General features: G+C 55.9%; 19 protein-coding genes and 2 tRNA genes. 7 read left to right on the plus strand and 14 right to left on the minus strand.

Features of this window, described 5'->3' with window-relative positions; all coding sequences use genetic code 11:
- Positions 1–49: 49 nt before the first annotated feature.
- The 10 genes from FDP13_RS15535 to nnr all read right to left on the minus strand — a co-directional run bounded on the left by FDP13_RS15535 (position 50) and on the right by nnr (position 11052).
- Positions 50–250 (minus strand): DUF2065 domain-containing protein, encoded by a 201-nt coding sequence (locus FDP13_RS15535; protein ID WP_012768261.1) that lies wholly within the window; start codon positions 248–250, stop codon positions 50–52.
- 63 nt (positions 251–313) lie between these two features.
- Entirely contained in the window at positions 314–1309 is a 996-nt protein-coding gene (gene hflC / locus FDP13_RS15540) for a protease modulator HflC (RefSeq protein ID WP_012768260.1), read from the minus strand.
- A 3-nt stretch (positions 1310–1312) separates the two neighbouring features.
- Positions 1313–2575, minus strand: coding sequence for an FtsH protease activity modulator HflK (gene hflK, locus FDP13_RS15545; protein WP_039999472.1), 1263 nt, complete (start codon positions 2573–2575; stop codon positions 1313–1315).
- 51 nt (positions 2576–2626) lie between these two features.
- Positions 2627–3928 (minus strand): ribosome rescue GTPase HflX, encoded by a 1302-nt coding sequence (hflX, locus tag FDP13_RS15550; RefSeq protein WP_027710812.1) that lies wholly within the window; start codon positions 3926–3928, stop codon positions 2627–2629.
- An 89-nt stretch (positions 3929–4017) separates the two neighbouring features.
- Complete coding sequence (gene hfq, locus FDP13_RS15555) at positions 4018–4317, minus strand: RNA chaperone Hfq (RefSeq protein ID WP_012768257.1); 300 nt, start codon at positions 4315–4317, stop codon at positions 4018–4020.
- A 143-nt stretch (positions 4318–4460) separates the two neighbouring features.
- Positions 4461–5402, minus strand: a complete 942-nt coding sequence (miaA, locus tag FDP13_RS15560) for a tRNA (adenosine(37)-N6)-dimethylallyltransferase MiaA (protein ID WP_143839851.1) — start codon at positions 5400–5402, stop codon at positions 4461–4463.
- The gene (mutL, locus tag FDP13_RS15565; RefSeq protein ID WP_143839852.1) at positions 5395–7329 is read right to left on the minus strand and encodes a DNA mismatch repair endonuclease MutL; all 1935 of its coding nucleotides are present in this window, start codon (positions 7327–7329) and stop codon (positions 5395–5397) included. The genes miaA and mutL overlap by 8 nt, the downstream gene beginning before the upstream one ends.
- A gap of 23 nt (positions 7330–7352) precedes the next feature.
- The gene (gene amiB, locus FDP13_RS15570) at positions 7353–9035 is read right to left on the minus strand and encodes an N-acetylmuramoyl-L-alanine amidase AmiB (protein ID WP_012768254.1); all 1683 of its coding nucleotides are present in this window, start codon (positions 9033–9035) and stop codon (positions 7353–7355) included.
- Positions 9032–9514, minus strand: a complete 483-nt coding sequence (gene tsaE, locus FDP13_RS15575; RefSeq protein WP_027710809.1) for a tRNA (adenosine(37)-N6)-threonylcarbamoyltransferase complex ATPase subunit type 1 TsaE — start codon at positions 9512–9514, stop codon at positions 9032–9034. Before tsaE ends, amiB begins: the two co-directional genes overlap by 4 nt.
- Positions 9511–11052 (minus strand): bifunctional ADP-dependent NAD(P)H-hydrate dehydratase/NAD(P)H-hydrate epimerase, encoded by a 1542-nt coding sequence (gene nnr, locus FDP13_RS15580; protein ID WP_143839853.1) that lies wholly within the window; start codon positions 11050–11052, stop codon positions 9511–9513. The genes tsaE and nnr overlap by 4 nt, the downstream gene beginning before the upstream one ends.
- A 210-nt stretch (positions 11053–11262) precedes the next feature.
- Here nnr and queG point away from each other — a divergent pair, with 210 nt between their 5' ends.
- Positions 11263–12402 (plus strand): tRNA epoxyqueuosine(34) reductase QueG, encoded by a 1140-nt coding sequence (gene queG, locus FDP13_RS15585; RefSeq protein ID WP_012768251.1) that lies wholly within the window; start codon positions 11263–11265, stop codon positions 12400–12402.
- A 284-nt stretch (positions 12403–12686) separates the two neighbouring features.
- On the opposite strand, the gene FDP13_RS15590 is transcribed toward queG, so the two are convergent.
- The 3 genes from FDP13_RS15590 to FDP13_RS15600 form a co-directional block, all read right to left on the minus strand.
- Positions 12687–12762: transfer RNA gene (locus FDP13_RS15590), tRNA-Gly, on the minus strand.
- A 213-nt stretch (positions 12763–12975) separates the two neighbouring features.
- Positions 12976–13902: a D-2-hydroxyacid dehydrogenase gene (locus tag FDP13_RS15595; protein ID WP_143839877.1), complete on the minus strand. Its 927-nt coding sequence runs from the start codon at positions 13900–13902 to the stop codon at positions 12976–12978.
- A gap of 121 nt (positions 13903–14023) precedes the next feature.
- A tRNA-Gly gene (locus tag FDP13_RS15600) sits at positions 14024–14099 on the minus strand.
- A gap of 728 nt (positions 14100–14827) precedes the next feature.
- Here FDP13_RS15600 and FDP13_RS15605 point away from each other — a divergent pair.
- The gene (locus FDP13_RS15605) at positions 14828–15505 is read left to right on the plus strand and encodes a hypothetical protein (RefSeq protein WP_033576806.1); all 678 of its coding nucleotides are present in this window, start codon (positions 14828–14830) and stop codon (positions 15503–15505) included.
- On the opposite strand, the gene FDP13_RS15610 is transcribed toward FDP13_RS15605, so the two are convergent.
- Positions 15495–16484, minus strand: a complete 990-nt coding sequence (locus FDP13_RS15610; RefSeq protein ID WP_143839854.1) for an MsnO8 family LLM class oxidoreductase — start codon at positions 16482–16484, stop codon at positions 15495–15497. The two genes, FDP13_RS15605 and FDP13_RS15610, sit on opposite strands and share 11 nt — an antisense overlap.
- Positions 16485–16907: 423 nt before the next feature.
- Here FDP13_RS15610 and FDP13_RS15615 point away from each other — a divergent pair, with 423 nt between their 5' ends.
- From FDP13_RS15615 to FDP13_RS15635, 5 genes are all read left to right on the plus strand, one after another.
- Positions 16908–18284: an LLM class flavin-dependent oxidoreductase gene (locus tag FDP13_RS15615; RefSeq protein ID WP_027710803.1), complete on the plus strand. Its 1377-nt coding sequence runs from the start codon at positions 16908–16910 to the stop codon at positions 18282–18284.
- A gap of 79 nt (positions 18285–18363) precedes the next feature.
- Positions 18364–19311 carry an ABC transporter substrate-binding protein gene (locus FDP13_RS15620; RefSeq protein WP_033576795.1) on the plus strand — a complete coding sequence of 316 codons (948 nt, stop codon included), beginning with the start codon at positions 18364–18366 and terminating at the stop codon, positions 19309–19311.
- A gap of 29 nt (positions 19312–19340) precedes the next feature.
- Entirely contained in the window at positions 19341–19871 is a 531-nt protein-coding gene (locus tag FDP13_RS15625) for a GNAT family N-acetyltransferase (protein ID WP_033576794.1), read from the plus strand.
- A gap of 13 nt (positions 19872–19884) precedes the next feature.
- Positions 19885–20820, plus strand: coding sequence for an amino acid ABC transporter permease (locus FDP13_RS15630; protein ID WP_033576793.1), 936 nt, complete (start codon positions 19885–19887; stop codon positions 20818–20820).
- Positions 20821–20838: 18 nt separating this feature from the next.
- Complete coding sequence (locus FDP13_RS15635) at positions 20839–21657, plus strand: amino acid ABC transporter ATP-binding protein (RefSeq protein WP_012768177.1); 819 nt, start codon at positions 20839–20841, stop codon at positions 21655–21657.
- The last annotated feature ends 9 nt before the right edge of the window (positions 21658–21666 follow it).

Here is a 21666-nt window from a genome sequence, read left to right on the forward strand (position 1 = left end):
GGCTTTCAGTAGTTTTAGCACACGTTTGCGCACATTTTTAGCGGAAATTTCAACCGCCCGTTCGACTACGCAACATGTAGTAGATCACGCATCCTGCAACCACAATACCACCGCCAAACCGGCGTAAAATATTGTCGGGTAACTTCGCCATAGTCAGGATCATCCGCCGCCAGATTCGTGGAAACAGCAACGGCCCCAAACCTTCCATGATCAACACCAACCCCAACGCCAGCCAGATGCTCACATTCATAAAAAAACTCCAGACAGAAAAAAGCCCGTAAACACGGGCTTGATAGAGTAGCGATAAACCGCCTTAACGTGTAGAGAGGCTCTTTTCAGGCGATTTCATATAGCGGAAGAAATCACTGTCGGGGCTCAGCACCAGCACATCCTGATTGGTGCTGTTAAAGCTATTCTCATAAGCTCGCAAGCTACGAATAAAGCCATAGAAAGCCGGGTCCTGACTGAATGCGGCCGCAAACAGTTTGGCGGCTTCGCCATCGCCTTCGCCACGCATGATACGCCCCTGCCGCTCGGCTTCCGCCAACGTACGGGTCACTTCATAGTCGGCCGCAGCCTTGATTTTCTCTGCCTGCTCCTGCCCCTGAGAACGATGACGACGCGCAACCGCTTCACGTTCGGCACGCATACGCTGGAAAATCGCATCCGATACTTCCGTCGGCAGGTTGATCTGTTTGATACGTACATCGATCACTTCGATCCCGAGCGCCGCCATGCTGTTCGGGTTAACCCGCGGCATATCGCCACTGGTTTCACGCTCTACCCGCGCTGCCGCAGAAGCGATGGCGTTATCCGCTTCGGTGGTTTCACCGGTACCGGCATTCAGTGCTTCACGTACATCGGACATCAACTGACCACGGGAGTCGGTCACGATACCCTTCACATCCAGACGGCCGATCTCGGAACGCAAGCGGTCGCTGAACTTGCGTTTTAGCAACACTTCCGCCTGAGAGACATCGCCACCGCCGGTAGCCAGATAGTAACGGCTGAAATCGCTGATACGCCATTTGATATAGGAATCGACGATCAGGTCTTTCTGCTCTTTGGTAATAAAGCGGTCAGCCTGGTTTTCCATCGTCTGGATGCGGGCATCCAGCATTTTTACCGACTCCAGAAAAGGGATCTTCACATGCAAACCGGGCAGATACACCAGCGGTTTGTTTTCGTTATCACGCAAGACCTTACCAAAGCGCATGACGATGCCGCGCTGACCTTCCTGTACCACAAACAGCGAGGCATAGACCACCAGCAGTAACAGGGCAAGAATAAAGAGGACTGACTTACGCATTGATTATTCTCTCCCTACGCGAATGATCTCGTCACGCTGCGCGTTGGCACGGCGCTGATCCATAATATTACCGTTGTTAACGGAAGAACGCGGCGCGTAGCCGACACCACTATTGCCTGATGAAGTTGACGGCAAACGTAACGGCGCAGGATTCATCGCATTACCGCCTGTCGGCGCGTTAGTTGATACGCCGCCCTGACCACGCATCAGTTGATCAAGCGGCAGCACCATCAGGTTGTTGCTCTTGTCGCTTACCAGCACCTTGTTGGTGTGACTCAGTACGCGCTCCATCGTCTCGATATAGAGACGCTCGCGGGTAATTTCCGGCGCGGCCTTATATTCCGGCAACAGACGCGAGAAACGTGACACTTCACCCTGCGCTTCCAGCACGGTACGATCTTTATAAGCGCGAGACTCTTCCAGAATTCGCTGCGCCTGACCATTAGCGCGCGGTTGAACTTCGTTCGCGTAAGCTTCCGCCTCACGGATATATTGCTGTTCGTTTTCACGCGCGGCAATGGCATCATCGAACGCCGCTTTGACTTCCTCCGGCGGACGCGCGGTCTGGAAGTTTACGTCCAGCAGGGTAATCCCCATATCATACGGACGCACGGTTTCTTCCAACACGCGTTGGGTATCGGTACGCACGATGGTACGTCCTTCGGTCAGGATTTTATCCATGGTGTACTTACCGATCACCCCGCGCAGCGCGCTATCGGTGGCCTGACGCAGGCTGTCGTCGGCATTCGTAACGCTAAACAGGTATTTATCCGGCTGAGTCACACGGTACTGGACGTTCATTTCCACGCGCACCACATTTTCGTCGGATGTCAGCATCACGCCAGATGTCGCCAGCTCACGGACGGACTCAACGTTGACGGCGCGCACCGAATCGACAAAGGTCGGTTTCCAGTTCAGACCAGGCCCCACCAAGTGGCTGAATTTACCAAAACGGGTAACGACGCCACGCTCGGCTTCTTTGATGGTATAGAAGCCGCTGACGCCCCACACCACCAGAGCGGCAGCCACGACCAACCCCAGAATACGGCTACCGTTGCCGTTACCCTGCGAGCCCGTACCGGCGCCAGACGGTTTGCCACCCAGTTCGCCGAGTTTCTTACTCAGCTTACGGAATATATCGTCGAGGTCAGGCGGCCCCTGATCACGACCACCTTTATTATTTCCGCCAGAGTTGCCGCTATTGTTATTGCTGCTCCCCCACGGGTCGCGGTCCTGTCCGTTGTTACCGGGCTGATTCCACGCCATGTTTAGCTCCATTCATTATGATAGGTATTTTTCGGGGTCAATGTCCCAGAGTTATGAGACTGTCTGTGTTGATGAGACAATATAATCCTGCAATTTTTGCTCCTGTTTGCACAGGCGCCGCCAGTCGATAATGGGCATTCTGACCACCAACCCTACGCTGCCGTCTTCTTCAATCCACTCTTTTTCTATTGCCTGAAGCTGATAAAAACGACTTCTCAGACGCCCGGCATGAGGAGGAAGATGCAGAGAATAATGCGCAATCTCTCCGGACAATCGTTCGGTCAACGCCTGAAGTAATAATGGGATTCCTTCCCCGGTTTGAGCAGAAAGCCAGACCCTGACAGGGCGGTTTTCTTCATCACGGTCGATACGCGGCGTAATATTCTCCAGTTGGTCAATCTTATTCATGACCAACAAAAATGGAATGTCGTCCGCTTCAATTTCAGTCAACACCTCGTTCACGGCATCGATATTTTCATCGACGCGCGTATCGGAGGCATCGACAACATGCAGTAATAACGTGGCTTCGCGGGTTTCCTGTAGCGTCGCCTTGAACGCCGCCACCAGGTCATGCGGCAAGTCGCGGATAAATCCAACCGTATCGGCCAGTACAGTATCGCCGACATCATCAACATCAATGCGGCGTAACGTCGGATCCAGCGTGGCAAAAAGCTGGTCTGCGGCATAGACATCCGCGGATGTCATACGATTGAACAACGTCGATTTACCGGCGTTGGTGTACCCTACCAGCGAAACAGTAGGAACTTCGGCGCGCGTGCGGGCGCGACGGCCTTGTTCACGTTGTTTTTCCACCCGCTCAAGGCGCGACAAAATCTGACTAATACGGTTGCGCAGCAAACGCCGGTCGGTTTCCAACTGGGTTTCGCCCGGCCCACGCAGACCGATACCGCCTTTTTGGCGCTCAAGGTGCGTCCAGCCGCGCACCAGACGCGTCGCCAGATGACGCAATTGCGCCAGCTCAACCTGTAATTTCCCTTCATGGGTACGGGCGCGCTGGGCAAAGATATCCAGAATCAACCCGGTGCGGTCGATAACCCGGCATTCACACAACCGCTCAAGATTACGCTCTTGCGCCGGCGTCAACGCATGATTGAACAATACGACAAAGGCACCGGTCTCTTTCACCGCCTTGGCTATCTCTTCCGCCTTGCCCTCGCCGACAAAATATTTGGAGTGCGGCGCTTTACGGCTGCCGGTAACTACCTGCAACGCGTCTATTCCGGCTGAAGACACCAGCGACTCGAACTCCAGCAGGTCTTCAGTATCTTTCTCTTGCGAAAAATAAATATGAACTAGTATGGCCTGTTCACCGGCTTCATAACGGTCAAACAACCGGGCACCCTCTCAGAAAAAAGCGACCACGGCAGTGAAAGCGGCTGAAATCAGCACTTTTCCTGCCGTGGTAAACGGGTAAGGACGCGTTATTCAGCGTCATCACTTTCCTGCTGCGGCTGCTGCTGCGCCGCCTGATTGTTGGCATGGTAGTTATTTGGGCCAGGATTATTACTATGATGCGACACCGGGCGAGAAGGAACTACCGTTGAAATGGCGTGTTTGTACACCATCTGACTAACCGTGTTTTTCAGCAGAATCACAAACTGATCGAAAGACTCAATCTGGCCTTGCAGTTTGATGCCGTTAACCAAATAAATCGAAACCGGAACACGTTCACGACGCAAAGCGTTCAAGAACGGATCTTGCAAAGATTGCCCCTTAGCCATTCTATATTTTCCTTATTTGCTTGTTGTTTGTAACAAAGAACCCTGCGGCCCTAAAATAACGTTATAAAAATTTGTGCCGAGAATCAGTCAATTGTAGACACAGGCAATTGTACACAATCGTCTAATGTACACAATCGCCTAACCTATGCACTAACAACCTGAATCACCGTGCGTAACGCTTCTACAGGCTGGTCGCTGTCAAGCCAGCGAACCGCTTCCCAACCGCGCAACCAGGTCATCTGGCGCTTTGCCAGTTGCCGGGTGGCGCAGATGCCACGATACACCATCTCATCGTAATCGATCTCGCCTGATAAATATGACCACATCTGGCGATATCCAACACAACGAATCGACGGCAACGCAGGATTCAGATCCGGTCGGGCAAACAGCGCCCGGGCCTCTGCTTCAAAACCTGATTCCAACATCTGCCTGAAACGCAACGCTATCCGCTCATGCAACAATTCACGCGTTGCCGGAGCAATCGCAAACTGATGAACACGGTAGGGCAACGCTTCCCCGGATGTCTTTGTCAACTCAGTTAAAGTGTTACCTGAAACGAAAAAAACTTCCAGTGCCCGAGACAGTCTCTGCGGATCATTTGGATGAATCCGAGCCGCCGCCACCGGATCGATGACACTTAACTGGCGATGTAACGCTTCCCATCCTTCGTTACGCGCACGCTGTTCGATTTCCTGCCGTACCTGCGCATCCGCCGACGGCAGTGGCGACAATCCTTCCAGCAGCGCTTTGAAATACAACATCGTCCCGCCTACCAGCAACGGAATGCGCCCGGCTGCGGTGACCTCCGCCATCGCCTGCAACGCATCACGTCGAAAATCGGCTGCAGAATAGGCTTCTGCCGGGTCAAGGATATCAAGCAGGCGATGCGGGGCTCGCGCCAGCTCTTCCTGACTGGGTTTCGCCGTACCGATATCCATACCACGATAAATCAGCGCCGAATCTACGCTAATCAACTCAACGGGAAGATGCTCGCGCAACGCCATCGCCAGCGCGGTTTTCCCGGACGCCGTCGGCCCCATGATAAAAATGGCCGGCGGATGTTGCGCCGTTTCAAACTCATTCATGCTTTAACGCCCTGACGGCAGATTCAATATCCATCACATATAACAATTCTGACGGCGGCGTTTTCACCAACAACGGACATAAACGTTCCACATCGGATAGCAACTGCACCGCCTGAGCCAGCGTCCAGTTTTCACGTTCGCTACCGAGTTGCCCGGCTATCCACGCCGCCACTGCATCAGGCTTCACGTCATGGGAATCAGCGAGATAGCCTAGCAGGTCAGAAATCAAGTTTTGTAAATTTTGTTGTCTCAATGGTAAAGGTACCGCCCGCAACGTAGCGCGCGGCGGCGATAGCTCCACCTCGATGCCCATAAGCGTCAACAACGGCAATTGTTGCTGCATAACCGCCATTTCGGATGCGTCAAGCATCAGCCGTTGCGGGATCAACAGCGGTTGAGGCCGCAATCCTTCACCACTCGCCGATGGCGTCAATTGCGCCTGACGAAGGTAACGCTCCGCCACGGTCAACGACAATAACGCCAGCCCCTGACGATACTCCACCAACGCATAAGCCGGCGGATACACCGCCAGCACCCGCCCCAGTCCCAATGCATGGCTCTCCAGCGGGAGAGATTCGGCGGCGACCGCCGTTTTTTCGGGCGTTTCGCGCCGTACCGCCGGCGAATCTTTTTCAGGCGAAGTATCGCGGGCGACGCTGTGTGGTCGTGAAGATTCAGTATGCAGCAACTGCTGGTACAGTTCGCCCTGTTTCTTTTGGTAGCCGGTCGTTTGCGTTCTCGGCGGCTGCGGCTCACGCGCCTGTCGCCCGGCCGCCCCCGCCGTCTTCGCTGGGGGCACCGCTTCGGGCATGTCCTGTTTCTGGACAGCCGGTCGGGCAAAATGGTTTTCACCTGCGGCGATGCGGTTTTCCGGCTGCCATGTCGTCGCCGCCGCTTGAGCATCGCCGACGCCACTCAGGCGCGGCGACGCCGCCTGTTGCAGCACCGTCATTACCGCCTGATAGATAAAATCATGCACCAGCCGGGCTTGATGGAAGCGCACCTCATGCTTGGCAGGATGCACGTTGACATCCACCTGGTGAGGGTCGACCTCCAGATACAACACATAAGCCGGCTGTTGCTCATCCCGTAACTGATCCTGATACGCCTGACGAATCGCATGATTAATCAAACGATCACGCATCATGCGTTGGTTGACATAACAGTATTGCATTTCAGGTAACTGGCGCGATCCGACCGGGTCGGCCACCCAGCCATGAATATTCAGATCGCCATGCTGCCAGGAAACCGCCAGCGCATGTTGCAAAAACGCCGCGCCGCAGATGCTGCCGAGCCGCCGCTCACGCTGAGCAGGTTCCGACACCGCGCGATATTGCCGAATCAGCTTACCGTTGTGATGCAAGGTGATCGCCACATCGAAGCGGGCCAGCGCAATACGCCGCACGACCTCATCGATATGCATGAACTCTGTTTTTTCAGTGCGCAGAAATTTGCGTCTGGCCGGCGTGTTGTAAAACAGATCGAGCACTTCCAGCGTCGTCCCAACCGGATGTGCCGCCGGTTTAACGGTCACCGCCATCTCGCGCCCTTCCGCATAGGCCTGCCACGCTTCTGCTTGCGCTTCCGTACGGGAAGTGAGCGTCAGACGCGAGACCGAACTGATACTGGCCAAGGCTTCTCCGCGAAACCCCAGACTGACAATCGCTTCCAGATCATCAAGCGTCGCGATCTTACTGGTGGCATGTCGTGCCAACGCCAACGCCAGATCGGCCTTCCCAATACCACAACCGTTGTCCCGAATACGAATCAGCTTCGCGCCGCCACGTTCGATATCGATATCGATTCGCGTCGCACCGGCATCCAGACTGTTTTCCACCAGCTCTTTGACGACGGAAGCGGGCCGCTCCACCACCTCGCCGGCAGCGATCTGGTTCGCCAACTGGGGTGGCAACACCTGAATCGGCATGGATTCTCCTCGTTTCCTCAGGCTCAGGCCGAAGGGATAATCAACGTTTGCCCCAACTGCACCGTCCCGGAAGACAGGTTGTTCGCCTGTTGGATCGCTTTCATGCTTACGCCGTATCGGGCGGCAATATCACTCAGCGTATCGCCCCGTACGACTTTGTGTTTTATCACAGTTGCGCTTTTCTTCGCCTGTGGCGCCGGCGCGGTTGCAGCGTTTTTCCCCTTCGACGCCGCCTTCGCCGTGGCCACCGATGACGCGCCGGCAGGAATCTTCAGCCGCTGCCCCACCCAGACCACGTCTTTTTTCAGGCGGTTAATTTCACGGATGGCATCCATACTGACGCCATAACGCGTAGCGATTCCCGACAGAGTTTCTCCGGTCGCCACGGTATGGCGCAGCGTGGTCCCCGTTGCGATTTGCGCCGGCTCAGCGGTTGTTGTCTGTTTCACCGTCTGCGGGGCGAGCGGACGGTTTTCCTGCTTTGGGACGTTTTGTAACGGATGAGTCTGGAAATAGCTACGCAACCCTTGATAGACGGCGTTGGCGATTTTTTCCTGATACTCGTTGCTGCCCAGCAGCCGTTCCTCGCTCGGATTAGAAATAAACCCGGTTTCCACCAGTAACGACGGAATATCCGGTGAACGCAACACCCCCAGGCTGGCGTGCTCCGGTCGGCGCTTATGCAGACTGCCGACCCGTTGCAACTCACGCAGCACTTTTACCGCCACATCGTAGCCTACCCGCTGAGAATGCCCGAATTGCAGATCCAGCACCGCCTGGCTCAGGTAGGGATCGGCAGCGCTGTTGGCCAGCAAATCACCCGCCCCACCCAACAGCTCGGATTGTTTTTCGTGTTGTTCCAGCCAGTTTGCCATTTCACTGTTGGCACGCCGATTGGATAGTACCCATACGGAGGCGCCGGTCGCACCGCGATTGGGCGCGGCATCGGCATGAATAGAGACCAACAGATTCGCGCCTTGTTTACGCGCCACGTCGGAGCGCCCCATCACCGAAATAAAGTAGTCGCCATCGCGGGTCAACACCGGTTTGAACGCCGGATCGGCGCTCATAATGGCCCGCAGCTTACGCGCTATCGAGATAGTGACGTTTTTTTCATGCAGCCCTCCGGGGCCGGAAGCCCCCGGGTCCTGACCACCGTGACCGGCATCAATCGCCACAATGATTTTCTCGCCGTTGCCTGCCCGCCCCGAAACACGGGTCGGTGCGGCGGCAACCGCGGCCGAGGATGACTGAGGAACCAAAGGATTACGCCCGGCCTGTGCCGAGGGTTGCGCAGATTGCACGACTGGCTTGCGAGCCGAGGGTTTGCGTTCACCCGTCAGCGTGAAAACAGCGCCATTGCCTTCTTTCGCCGATTTAACCTGCACCTTCTGCGTCAGGTCCAATACCAGACGCAGGCTTTTCGGATCCTTAGCATTACTGGAACGGATGCGGGAAATCAGGTTTTGGCCGTTAAACGCCAGCGGCAGCCCTTTTATCACACCAGACTGGCTGATATCGATAACGATCCGGCTGGGGTTATCCAACGAAAAATATTCATATACCGGCTGACCGCTGAAACTCAGCGTCACAACCGCTTCGCCGGCGGCGTTATTCACCCGGATATCAGTCAAACTGCTCGCCCACAACGGCCAGGACAACACCAGCAAAAGCCCGGACAGAGCGTTGATTAACCGCACAGTCATGACGCGTCTTGCTCCGATTGCGCAATCAGCGTCGCCACCATGCGCTCGCCCTGCGGTGTACGCGCCGTGATCTCCGCCTGCCGGCCCGCCCCCTGATAACTGAGCAGCAACTCGACATCCGCATCCGGCAGGATACCCGCGCCTTGCTGCGGCCACTCAATCAGGCAGAGCGCATCCTGCGACAAATAATCGCGAATCCCCATGAACTCGAGTTCTTCCGGGTCAGCCAGCCGATAAAGATCGAAGTGATATACCGGACGCGGCAGCAGCGCATAAGGCTCCACCAGTGTATACGTCGGGCTTTTCACATTGCCCTGATGACCCAATGCCTGCAGGAACCCACGGCTCAGCGTCGTTTTTCCTGCCCCCAGATCACCCAGTAGATAAATAATGGTAGCGCGCTCGCAGGCTTTGGCTAACGCCGCCCCCAGCGCAATCGTGGCTGCCTCATCCGGCAAAGGTAACAAAAGCGTTTTCATTCTGTATTTTCTAAGGATATCCGCTCAGGATTTACATACTGCGGCAATACCGCCATCAAATCGGTTGCCAACATCCCGCGTGTGCCCTGCCGCTGCGCCAGCCAATCGGCCGCCGCACCGTGGGCCACACAACCGGCGCAGGCCGCATCGTACAACGACAACCCTTGCGCCAGCATCGCCCCAATCATCCCCGCCAGCACGTCGCCCATGCCGCCGGTCGCCATACCGGGATTCCCCACATCGGCGATGGATAAAGCCCCTTGCTCGCTCGCCAGCACCGTCCCGGCGCCTTTTAGCACCACCACGCCGCCATAGCGTTTAACCAGACGTTGTGCGGCAAGTAAGCGGTCACTTTCGATATCGGCAATCCGGCAGTTCAACAGACGGGCCGCTTCGCCGGGATGTGGCGTCAAAACGCGATTCTGACGTTTATACGGGCTGATTGCCAGCAGGTTGAGCGCATCAGCATCCCATAACATGGATTTGTTACAATTTTCCACGATTCGCAGTGCGTTTTTGCCCCACTCACGCTGGCCTAAACCGGGACCGATAACCACCACATCCGCCCAGGCTATTCCTGCTTTTACCGTATCAGTGGTCAGCTCCTGCGCCATCAATTCCGGGCGAGACACCAGTAACGCGGCCAGATAATTTTTGTGAGTAAGCACTCGCACCAGACCGGCGCCACTACGTAGTGCCGCCTCACCCGCCATAAAAACCGCGCCACCGGTGCCGTCGTCGCCGCCGATAATCAATAATCGACCGTGCTCGCCTTTGTGCGCGCCCGGACGTCGCGGCTTCAGCCATTGCGTCAGCGAGGCTGCGCTTAAACGGGTAATCGGCGCCGTTTGTTGCGCCAGCCAATCGCTCAGCCCTAAATCATGGAAATGGAGCCGGCCGACAACATCCCGCGCCTGGCCGGTTAATAAACCGGGTTTCAGCGCGATAAAGGTCACCGTATGTGCGGCATGAATCACGGCACCGGCATAAACGCCGGTTTGTGCATTCAATCCAGAGGGGATATCCAGCGCGACGATCGGCGCCGGATGGCGATTAGCCTGAACGATCAGTGCGTCATAGGGTGCCCGCGGGGCGGATGTCAGCCCGGTTCCCAGCAGACCGTCGATGATCAAATCGACGCCATCCGGCCACGGCGCATCGCCAGGCTGCTCGCTACCGTTGGTATCGCGCCATGCCTGGCGCGCCAGATGCGCTTGCGGCGGCAGAGGCCGCTCGCTGCTCGCCGCAATCACCGTTACCGTTATACCGGCGGCACGCGCCAGCGCGGCGACCACATACCCATCACCGCCATTGTTGCCATGCCCGCACAGAATCAGCCAATGCCGGGCCGCAGGATACTGCCGCCGGGCGATGCGAAAGGCCGCGTCTCCCGCGCGTTGCATTAACCTATGCAGTGAAACACCGACGGACTCCGCCGCCTGCGGCTCCTCGCGGCGCAACCAGTCAGGCAAAAAGACAATATGAGGCAGGTCGGGTGATGATCCGCCGGGCTGATACACGCGTTGATCCTGATGCATGTCATCCCTCCGTCGGTAGTAGAATTGTGCGCCTCAACTTAGCAAGGTCTGCCGGGAAGCGCCATATGCAGGGATAAGGAAAGATATATCCCCAAGAATTCGAGTTGCAGTATGACAAGTATAACGATTCGCCGAATACGATTCAGCACGAACCCTATTCGGGCAACCAATGGTAAAATCAGCCCTCGGTCTTTTCCCTAATGGTTACGCATGGCATACCCCTACGATCTCAACGAACTCGCACTACTCATCAAACAATGGGGGCTGGAATTGGGTTTCCAGCATGTAGGGATTTGCGACACCGATTTGTCTCATGAAGAACCTCGGCTACAGGCGTGGCTTGATAAACAATACCACGGTGAAATGGAATGGATGGCGCGCCACGGCATGATGCGGGCGCGGGCGCATGAACTGTTGCCCGGCACGTTACGCGTCATCAGCGTGCGCATGAACTATTTGCCGGCCAAAGCGGCGTTTGCCAGTACGCTGAAAAATCCGCACCTCGGTTATGTCAGCCGTTATGCATTGGGGCGCGACTATCATAAGTTACTGCGCCAGCGGCTGAAAAAACTGGGCGACCGGATTCAGGCGCACTGCGGCGAATTGCAATTTCGCCCCTTCGTCGACTCAGCGCCGATCATGGAACGGCCGCTAGCCGCCAAGGCCGGGCTTGGCTGGGTTGGCAAGCACTCACTGGTGCTAAACCGGGAAGCCGGCTCCTGGTTCTTTCTGGGAGAACTGCTGATTGACTTACCGTTACCGGTAGACCAGCCGGTTGAAGAACAGTGCGGTAAATGCGTCGCCTGCATGACGACGTGCCCTACCGGCGCGATTGTCGAGCCTTATACCATTGACGCCAGACGTTGTATTTCCTACCTGACGATTGAACTGGAAGGCGCGATTCCTGAGGGACTGCGTCCTTTAATGGGAAACCGCATTTACGGCTGCGACGATTGCCAGTTGATTTGCCCCTGGAACCGCTTTTCACAACTCACCGACGAACCCGATTTCAGCCCGCGAGCCGCGTTGCACGCACCGGAGTTACTGGAACTGTTTAGCTGGGATGAAGCCCGTTTCCTGCGGGTCACGGAAGGTTCCGCTATTCGACGCATCGGCCACGAACGCTGGCTGCGAAACATTGCCGTCGCACTGGGCAACGCACCTTATGAAGACAAGATTGTACTGGCGCTGCAGAACCGACTGGGAGAAAGCGTATTGCTGGACGAGCATATTCAATGGGCCATCCGTCAACAACGGGCCCGGCGCGAACAACATACCGTTGATGTCCAGTTGCCGCAGAAGAAGCGACTTATCCGCGCAGTCGAAAAAGGTTTGCCGCGAGATGCCTGATATTTCCCGCCGTAATGCTTTGACGATACTGAACCATTTTCCTGTGGATAATTTTAAAAAAGCGTTGTCAATCAATCATCACAAAAAGTACAAGTGATCTATACAGTGTTTTTTATTATAAATTTTTCTTTTTATTTCAATTAGTTGAATTAATGCGCTTTTTATGATGTGCCTGTGCCGACGCACAAGACCTATTTTCAGCCTGTGGATAAGTCTGTTCAGAAAAGTATGAATATATGCAGAAAAACGATATGACGATAATCAAAAAAAGAAGGGATAAAATTTGGAGCGGGAAACGAGACTCGAACTCGCGACCCCGACCTTGGCAAGGTCGTGCTCTACCAACTGAGCTATTCCCGCACACGCGACGCTTAAGTATTGACGCTTTTTCGACAAACGCAAACCGGCGTAGACATATTTTGCATCGCTTTTATGACGTTACAATTAACTTATTGATTTAATTGTATTTTAAAAGCTGAATCGCAAAGAGGGCAGCATTATGAACCAATCCATTCATTCTGACAAGAGGGAAAATACAATTTTATCCCTCCCCCGGTAATCGGCGCCCAGCCATCAGTAAGAACGTGAAAAATCCACTTCCCCCGCCAGCGCCAGCCCTTGCTGAAAACGCGGCAGATTATCCAGAAATAATGCTCCCAGTCTGGCCGGCACCAGCGGACCGGCAACATGTGGGGTGATGGTGAGATTCGGCGTGCGCCAGAACGGATGTGCAGCCGGCAGAGGTTCTTGCCGAAACACATCCAGCACCGCGCCCGCTATCTGCCCCTCATGCAAGGCCGTGCACAAATCGGCATCCACCACCGCCGTACCACGGCCAACATTGATAAAGAGTGCCGAGGGTTTCATCGCAGCGAATATTCCGGCATGGTAGATGTCCTTCGTCGCCGACGTATCCGGTAAAATGTTGACGACATAATCCGCAGACGCCACCGCCTGCTCAAGCGCCGGCAATCCTTCCATGCGTTCAAACATCGGCAACGCACGCGGTGAATGAGCTATCCCCTGCAGTACAACGCCAAAGGGCTGCAAAAAAGTCGCGACTTCCCGGCCGATATCGCCTGCACCGACAATCAGTACCCGGCGGCCGAACAGCGAACCCGGCAAGAGCTTTTTCCACTCTCCGCGCTGCTGGCTTCGTTCACGTTGCGACAAATGCAACTCATGCTGCAACAAATAAGCAATGACATATTCGGCAATAGGTTGACCAAACACACCGACGGCCCGGCTTAACCGATAATCACGCGGTAGCTCGGTTGCCAGCAACGGCCGATACCCGGCCCAGGTGGATTGCAGCCAGCGCGGTTTCACGCCCTGAGCCAGTAACCGTGCGGCTTTATCCGGCTCACCGACCCAAATGTCGCACGCAGCAGCCTGCTCAGGTTCGCCTGAACCTATGAAAAGCGTCAGGTCCGGGGCGGCGTCATGCAGCACATCCCGCAGTTCATCCGCACGGGAATCCAGCAGCAAAATGGGTGTCATCATGGTGTCGTTATCAGTAGAAAAACGTGTCGCCGATGATATATCAAATCACAGTAACGCCAAATAACAGTCGCTTATGGCTTATACAGGATGGATAAAAGAGAAGATATCGATAAGAATTTGGAGCGGGAAACGAGACTCGAACTCGCGACCCCGACCTTGGCAAGGTCGTGCTCTACCAACTGAGCTATTCCCGCTTAGGATGGTCATTCAAACAGCCTCAATGTACCTAATTCTTTGTAATCTACTGATTATAAAGGCTTTAACACGTTAAGGCGTTTGGAATGGCGCTGATTATGGACCGGTTATCACCCGCTGGCAAGCCCTTTTTCACCCCTCGGCTTTGTTTGCTTATAATATCACCAGCCAGACCGTACTTCACAGACAATGCTTCATCTCGTTGCCGGCCCCAGCAATGATGAGAGAGGCAAAGATTACCCCGCCATGATTTGGCATATATTTCGTTAATGAAATAAATAAGAGGTTTTAGACCCAAAATAATTCGAGTTGCAGGAAGGCGGCAAGAGAGTGAATCCCGATGAGCTTACTCAGGTAAGTGATTCGGGTGAACGAACGCAGCCAACGCACCTGCAACTTGAAGTATGACGGGTGTAGACATAAAATCTGATTGAGCGCGCCCCTTCATTCTGGCAAATTAAGCCGACATTGAATAAAACATCAATGGCTGACACCCGATACTAAAAATAATACAGTCAGTTTCAAATAGCGTTATACCCGAAATAATTCGAGTTGCAGGATAAACAGTGTTGTGTTTTGAACAACGCTATGGATTGGCGCTGTGGGGCTAATCATCGGTAACCTGAAAAATGAAAGGTATATTACTCGACAACACCACAACCACCCTTTCATTTTTACTCAGGCTTTTGAGAAGCAGGTTGCTGGTTCATTTCTGGAGAGTACGCTGATGCCAGATAGTAATATATTCTTATCTTCCCTACTCGAGCGGCAATTACATGCCGCCGCCGGACGCGCCTGCGCCCGAGAGGCGGCAATGAGCCGACAGGAATTGTACCAAAAAGCCCGTGCGTTGCTCGATCAACTCACCGGCATAGAAGATGATGATAGTTATCAGCATGATCATACGGAATTGCCCGCAGATGATGTCCGCGAGCGTTTGGCTCGTACCCGTCAGGCTGCCGCCTTTGTCAACGGTGCGGGCACCAACCCGTTCAGTGGGCTGACTTATCACCAATTATCGCTGATTGTCTACGATGACAGCGGCGAATTTACCCTGAATGAACGTCGGGCCGCATGGAGCGAAGCCTATACTCAGGACCAAGCCTGGCGCCGGCATATTGTCACGCAGGCTCGGCTCAATTATGGCCATCCGCACTGGCAAATTCACTTTTTCACCGCCGTACTGAAAAATTACCGCTCGCTGCCCGCCATTGAAAAAGCCCAATACCCGCGTCACTACGAGCGGGAATTGCAATGCCATATTTTGCCCAGCGGCGACAGAGCGCATCCGCTCGATTTTTCCGGCTTGTTTAATTACCCCAGCCTGCTGGAAATGCTGCTGGCTATCAGGCAGGACGGCGCCAGACAGGAAACCTTCTCACCCGAAGTGAACCCTATCCCCTAAGCCCGGCCGCCAGACCACGGATCGAGGTCAGGCGTGCGGTCGGGTCGTCGATAGGGGTATGGATGATGAACTCGTCGATGCCGAAACGTTGATGGTAATACTGCAACTGGTGATGGACCTCCTGCGTGGTGCCGTACAGAATATTTTGCGCCTGCTTTTCAATACGGAACAGCGCACTGCCGGATTGTTGCACCAGTCTGTCCGCCTGTTCCTGCGTCAGCACATTGAGTGGCGCACGATCACCGATGTACACCTTGTAGTTATAACGCTCACCCGCCAATGCTTTGGCTTCATCGTGACTGCCTGACACGACAACCGACAGCGACAACAGCGCCTGCGCGTGTTCAGGCCGATAGTCGCGCCAGGCAAGTAACGTTTCGGTCAGCACACGCTCGCTGGGCTGGATAAACCCGGCGAACACAAAATGCCATCCCAACGATGCCGCCAGACGCGCACTGTCTGCACTGGCTCCCAGCAAAAAGCGCGTCGGCGGTGCCGGCGGTAATGGCGTAGCAGACAAGCCGTCATGATCTGAAAGCACCGGCTCCAGTAGCGCGTTCAGTTGTCGCAGTTTATCGTCAAACGCTACCTGACGCGTCGGGTCGGTTTCTTGTTGCAGCGCTCGAGTCGACAGCGGAAAACCGCCGGGGGCTTTACCCACGCCAAGATCGACGCGTTCCGGCGCCAGCGACGACAGTACATGAAAATTCTCCGCCACTTTATAAGGGCTGTAGTGTTGCAGCATCACCCCGCCGGACCCAATGCGGATGTGCCGGGTATGGGCCAGCAGCCAGGCTATCAACACTTCCGGCGACGCCCCCGCCAGAACATCGGAATTGTGATGCTCAGAGACCCAGAAACGGGAGTATCCCAACGTTTCGGCGACACCGGCCAAGGCCGTAGTCTGCGCCAGCGCGTCGGCAGCCGTCATCCCCTGCGCAATCGGGCTTTGATCTAATAAGCCAAGACGATAATCCATATATTTCCCTTTTTTGATCCGGGCCTGAATTTTTTGCATATTTTCATACGCGATAAAAATCCATAAATAACAAAATCGTGTTTATTTAGTACAAACTTCACTACCCAACAGTGAGATAAAAAATAATCAAAAAAGTAAATCACCTATTTTTCACGGTATGAAACTATTCAACAGGCATTCCTATTTCTTTTCCTTATCGCTTTAGCGTCAATTTCTGAATAAACAAATCACAAAACCCTCTGAGATATTTTTTGCTTTGGCATATTCAGATTTGTTGTTTTACATCCCGGATCCGCTCATCAATAGTACTTTTCAGTTTTCTTAACTCGCCATTAACCAACTGAATATAGGGTTTCTCCCGCGCGTTACCCGTGCCGGAGACGGATTCTCTTTCGCCAAATTTCGCTGTAGGGAGCAACACTGATGAGTGAAAAAACCATTCCCGGAAACAACACGAACCCTGGCCGGCGTCAGTTGAGGCTGGGGGTCATCTTGCAGGGCGCGGCCGGAAATATGTCGGCATGGCGGCACAGCAGCGTAGTGCCGGACGCCAGCATCAATTTCGGCTTCGTACTGGATACGGTGAAAAAAGCCGAGCAGGGCAAATTCGACTTCGCCTTTGTGGCTGACGGTTTGTATATCAACGAAAAATCCATCCCCCATTTTTTGAACCGCTTTGAGCCGCTGACGTTGCTGTCGGCGCTGGCGGCATCAACCCATCACATCGGGTTGGTCGGCACGCTGTCCACTTCCTACAGCGAGCCGTTCACCACGGCGCGCCAATTCGCCAGCCTCGACCACCTGAGCCAAGGCCGCGCCGGCTGGAATGTGGTGACCTCGCCGCTGGAAGGGTCGGCCAAAAACTTTTCCCGTGCCCGGCACCCGGAACACGCCCTGCGCTACCGCATCGCCGATGAGTTTCTACAGGTGGTCAAAGGATTGTGGGATTCCTGGGAAGACGATGCGTTTATCCGTGACAAGGCCAGCGGCCGCTTCTTCGATCCGCAAAAGCTGCATCCGCTGAATCATCAGGGTGAATTCTTCTCCGTCGCCGGGCCGCTCAATATCGGGCGTACACCGCAGGGCCGCCCGATTATCTTTCAGGCCGGGGCGTCGGATGACGGCAAGAAACTGGCCGCCAGCCACGCCGATGCCATCTTCACCCACCAACACACGCTGACGGAAGCGCAGGCGTTTTACCGCGACGTCAAGCAACAGCTTGCAGAACACGGGCGGCGCGAAGACCAGTTGCATATCTTTCAGGGCGTCAGCGTGCTGGTGGGCGACGACGCAGAAGACGTGGAGCGCCAATATCAGAACACCGCCGCACTGGTCACTATTGAAGATGCACTGAATTACCTCGGCCGCTACTTCGAACACTACGACTTCTCGCAGCACCCGCTGGATGAGCCGTTTCCGGATATCGGCGCACTGGGTCAGAACAGCTTTCGCAGCACCACCGATGAAATCAAACGCAACGCCCGCGAACGCGGATTAACCCTGCGTCAGGTGGCGTTGGAAGCCACTACGCCACGCCCGCTGTTCGGCGGGACGCCGCAACAGGTGGCGGACGGGCTGCAACTGTGGTTCGAACAGCGCGCCGCCGACGGCTTCATCATCCAGAGCGCCACGCCGGACAACTTCACCCGGTTTGTCGATCAGGTGGTGCCGTTGCTGCAACAGCGCGGTGTATTCCGCCGTGACTATCCCGGTTACACGTTGCGGGAAAGCCTGGCGCTGGAGTATCCGGTTAACCGTTACGCCGCTGCCCGCCAGCCAACAGAGGAAACGGCACCGTGAACGCGCGCCACACCACGCTACTGGACGAGTAACGCGGTTCGTCCTTCCGCTGAGGTTTTTATTGTTAAGGAAATACGCTATGCAGACTCTCGCTGTTCATTCGTTTTACCGCCTGGTCGCCACGCTGTTTGGCGGCTGGCTATTGCTCGGCAGCGCACAGGCCGCCGGCATTGATCTCAACGCTAACCGACAACCGATCCATGCGCCCAAAAACCCGCAGGCCATCGCGCAGATCCCGCCGGGGTTCAGGTTTGTCGCACCGGGTAAACTCACCGTCGCCGTGGCGGCATTAGGCTCCTCGCCGCCGCTGGCTTTTCTGGCCGACGACAACAAAAGCCTCATCGGCAGCGAACCGGATATCGCCCGGCTGGTGGCCGACAGCCTCGGGCTGGAATTGAATCTGGTGGCGACCTCATGGGAAGACTGGCCGCTAGGCGTCGCCTCCGGCAAGTACGATGTCGCCATCACCAACGTGACCGTCACCAAAGCGCGTAAAGAACGTTTTGACTTTGCCACCTACCGCGCCGACACATTGGGCTTCTACGTGAAGTCCAGCAGTAAGATCCAGACAATCCAGAGCGCCAAAGATATCGCCGGGCTGAAGATTATCGTCGGTTCCGGCACCAATCAGGAAGCCATCCTGCTCGACTGGGACAAGCAAAACCAGGCGGCCGGCTTACCGCCGTTCCAGCCGGTCTACGTCACCGATGCCGCCGCCGCCAACCTGAGTATTCAGTCCGGCCGCGCCGACGCCACGTTCGGCCCGAACGTCACCGGCGCCTATGCGGCAGCGCTGCACGGGCAAACCCGACTGGTGGGCACCGTCAACGGCGGCTGGCCGCAGGTGGCGCACATCGCGGTGACCACCCGCAAAGGCAACGGTCTGGTGACCGCGCTCAATAGCGCGCTCAACGGTGTGATTCAGGGCGGCGAATACGACCGGGTGCTGAACCGCTGGGGGGAAAGCGTGGAGCGCATCAGCCGCTCGGCAATCAACCCACCGGGTCTGGGCGACACGCCGCTGTAATCCGCATCCGGCCGTACAGGGAGAACACCATGTCTGACGAACGTTTCATCATTACCGACCCGGAAGACCCGCGCATTACCCCGGTTCTGGACGGGTTATTTGCCGAATACCGCCAACGCTATGGCGACTATTTCGCCCATCAGGATTCGGAAGATCACGGGCTGTATTTACCGCCCGACGGTATTTTTATCGTATTGCTGCGCGACGAACGCCCCATCGCCACCGGCGCGTTCAAACGCTACGACGTCGCCACTGCCGAGCTCAAAAGGATCTGGACCGACAAAACCCTGCGCCGTCAGGGGCTGGCCAGGCGGGTACTGCGTGAACTGGAACACCATGCCCGCCGGTTGGGCTATCAGGAGCTGTTCCTGACCACCGGTTTCCGTCAGCCGGAAGCGGTTGGGTTGTACCTGAACGAAGGCTATCTGCCGCAGTTCGATACTCAACTCGACCCGGAATATTACAGCCTGCCGCCGCACGATGGCCGGTTGCCGTTTCGTAAACCGCTGTATGAGCCGTCGGCTAGCCGGGCGGCGCAACATGAACAGGCCGTCGGGTAATAAGGATACGCTTATGACGTCATCAATCCCCTTTGTACGGCATCCGGCGGATGCCCCTTCGCCAGCGTTACGCGTGGTACCGGCCCGCTATCCGTTGCGTATCGCCGGCACCTTGTTTTCGCTGTTTATTTTCGCCGGCGTTGCCGAGTCGGTGGCGCTCAACGGCCGCTGGGAATGGCCGGTGTTCGCCAGCTATTTCTTTAACCCGGTGATTGTGGAAGGGCTGGGGCGCACCCTGCTGCTGACGCTGCTGGGCACCCTGTTCAGTATTATCGCCGGCACCGGGCTGGCGCTGGCGCGGTTGTCGTCGTCCGCCTTACTCAGCACGCTGGCCTGGTTGTATATCTGGCTGTTTCGATCGCTGCCGCTGATTCTGGTGCTGATTATCCTCTACAACTTTTCGTACCTGTACGACGCGCTGGCACTGGGTATCCCCTTCACTTCCATTGAGTTTTTCCGCTATCCGACCATTGACGCGCTCGGCCCGTTCGCCGTGGCGGTGCTGGGGCTGACGCTGGTGCAATCGGCCTACACCGCCGAAATCATCCGCGGCGGCATTCTCGGCGTCGACGCCGGGCAGTTCGAAGCCGCCGCCGCACTCGGCTTGCCGGGTTATCGCCGCACCTGGCGAATTATTCTGCCGCAAGCGTTGCGCTCGATTTTGCCGACCGGTTTCAACGAAATCATCAGCCTGGCCAAGGGCACCTCGGTGGTGTACGTGCTGGCGCTACCGGAGCTGTTTTACACCGTGCAGGTGATTTACAACCGCACTCAGCAGGTGATTCCGCTGCTGATGGTCGCCACCGTTTGGTATCTGGTGATCACCAGCGTGCTGTCGGTGTTGCAGTATTTTGTCGAACGCTATGTCGCCCGCGGCGCGGTGCGGGAAACGCCGACACATCCGCTGCGGCGGCTATTTCAGCGCCTGACCGCACATCGTCGTCGCTGATTTTCAGGGAGAAGCAACATGTCTGAAGCTATTGATCTCTATTCGATTGCGCGTACCGCACCCCGCGCCGTCACCCACCAAGGCCGGATCGACATTCAGGGGGTCGGTAAGTGGTTCGGCACACACCGGGCGCTGGATAACATCAACCTGACACTGCCGCCCGGCTCGGTCACGGTGATTATCGGGCCGTCGGGGTCCGGCAAATCCACCTTGCTGCGCACCATCAATCATCTGGAGCGGGTGGACGAAGGCACCATCCGTATCGACGGTGACTACATCGGTTATCGCCGCGCAGGTGATACGTTGTATGAGCTGAAAGAGCGGGAGATTCTGCGCCAGCGCCTCGGCGTCGGCTACGTCTTCCAGAACTTTAACCTGTTCCCGCACCTGACGGTGTTGGAAAACATTATTGAAGCGCCGCGGGTGCACCGGCTGTACCGTCGCGCGCAGGCACAGAGTGTGGCGCTGGCATTGCTGGACCGGGTCGGATTACGCCACAAGGCGAATGCGTATCCGCGCCATCTGTCCGGCGGGCAGCAACAGCGTATCGCCATCGCCCGCGCGCTGGCGCTCAACCCTAAAGTGATGCTGTTTGACGAGCCCACCTCGGCGCTGGACCCGGAACTGGTGGGCGAGGTACTGGACGTAATCAAGGATCTGGCGCGATCGGGCGTCACGATGGTGATCGTCACCCATGAGATCGGTTTCGCGCGTGAAGTGGCGGATCAGGTGGTGTTTATGGTGGACGGCAAAATCGTGGAACACGGTGACACGCATCAGGTGCTGAACCATCCGGCCCATCCGCGCACCGTCCGCTTTCTCAACAAAGTACTGTAGTTTACCGGC

The organism is Dickeya sp. ws52 (assembly GCF_007210685.1).
GTDB classification, from domain to species: Bacteria; Pseudomonadota; Gammaproteobacteria; order Enterobacterales; family Enterobacteriaceae; genus Dickeya; species Dickeya chrysanthemi.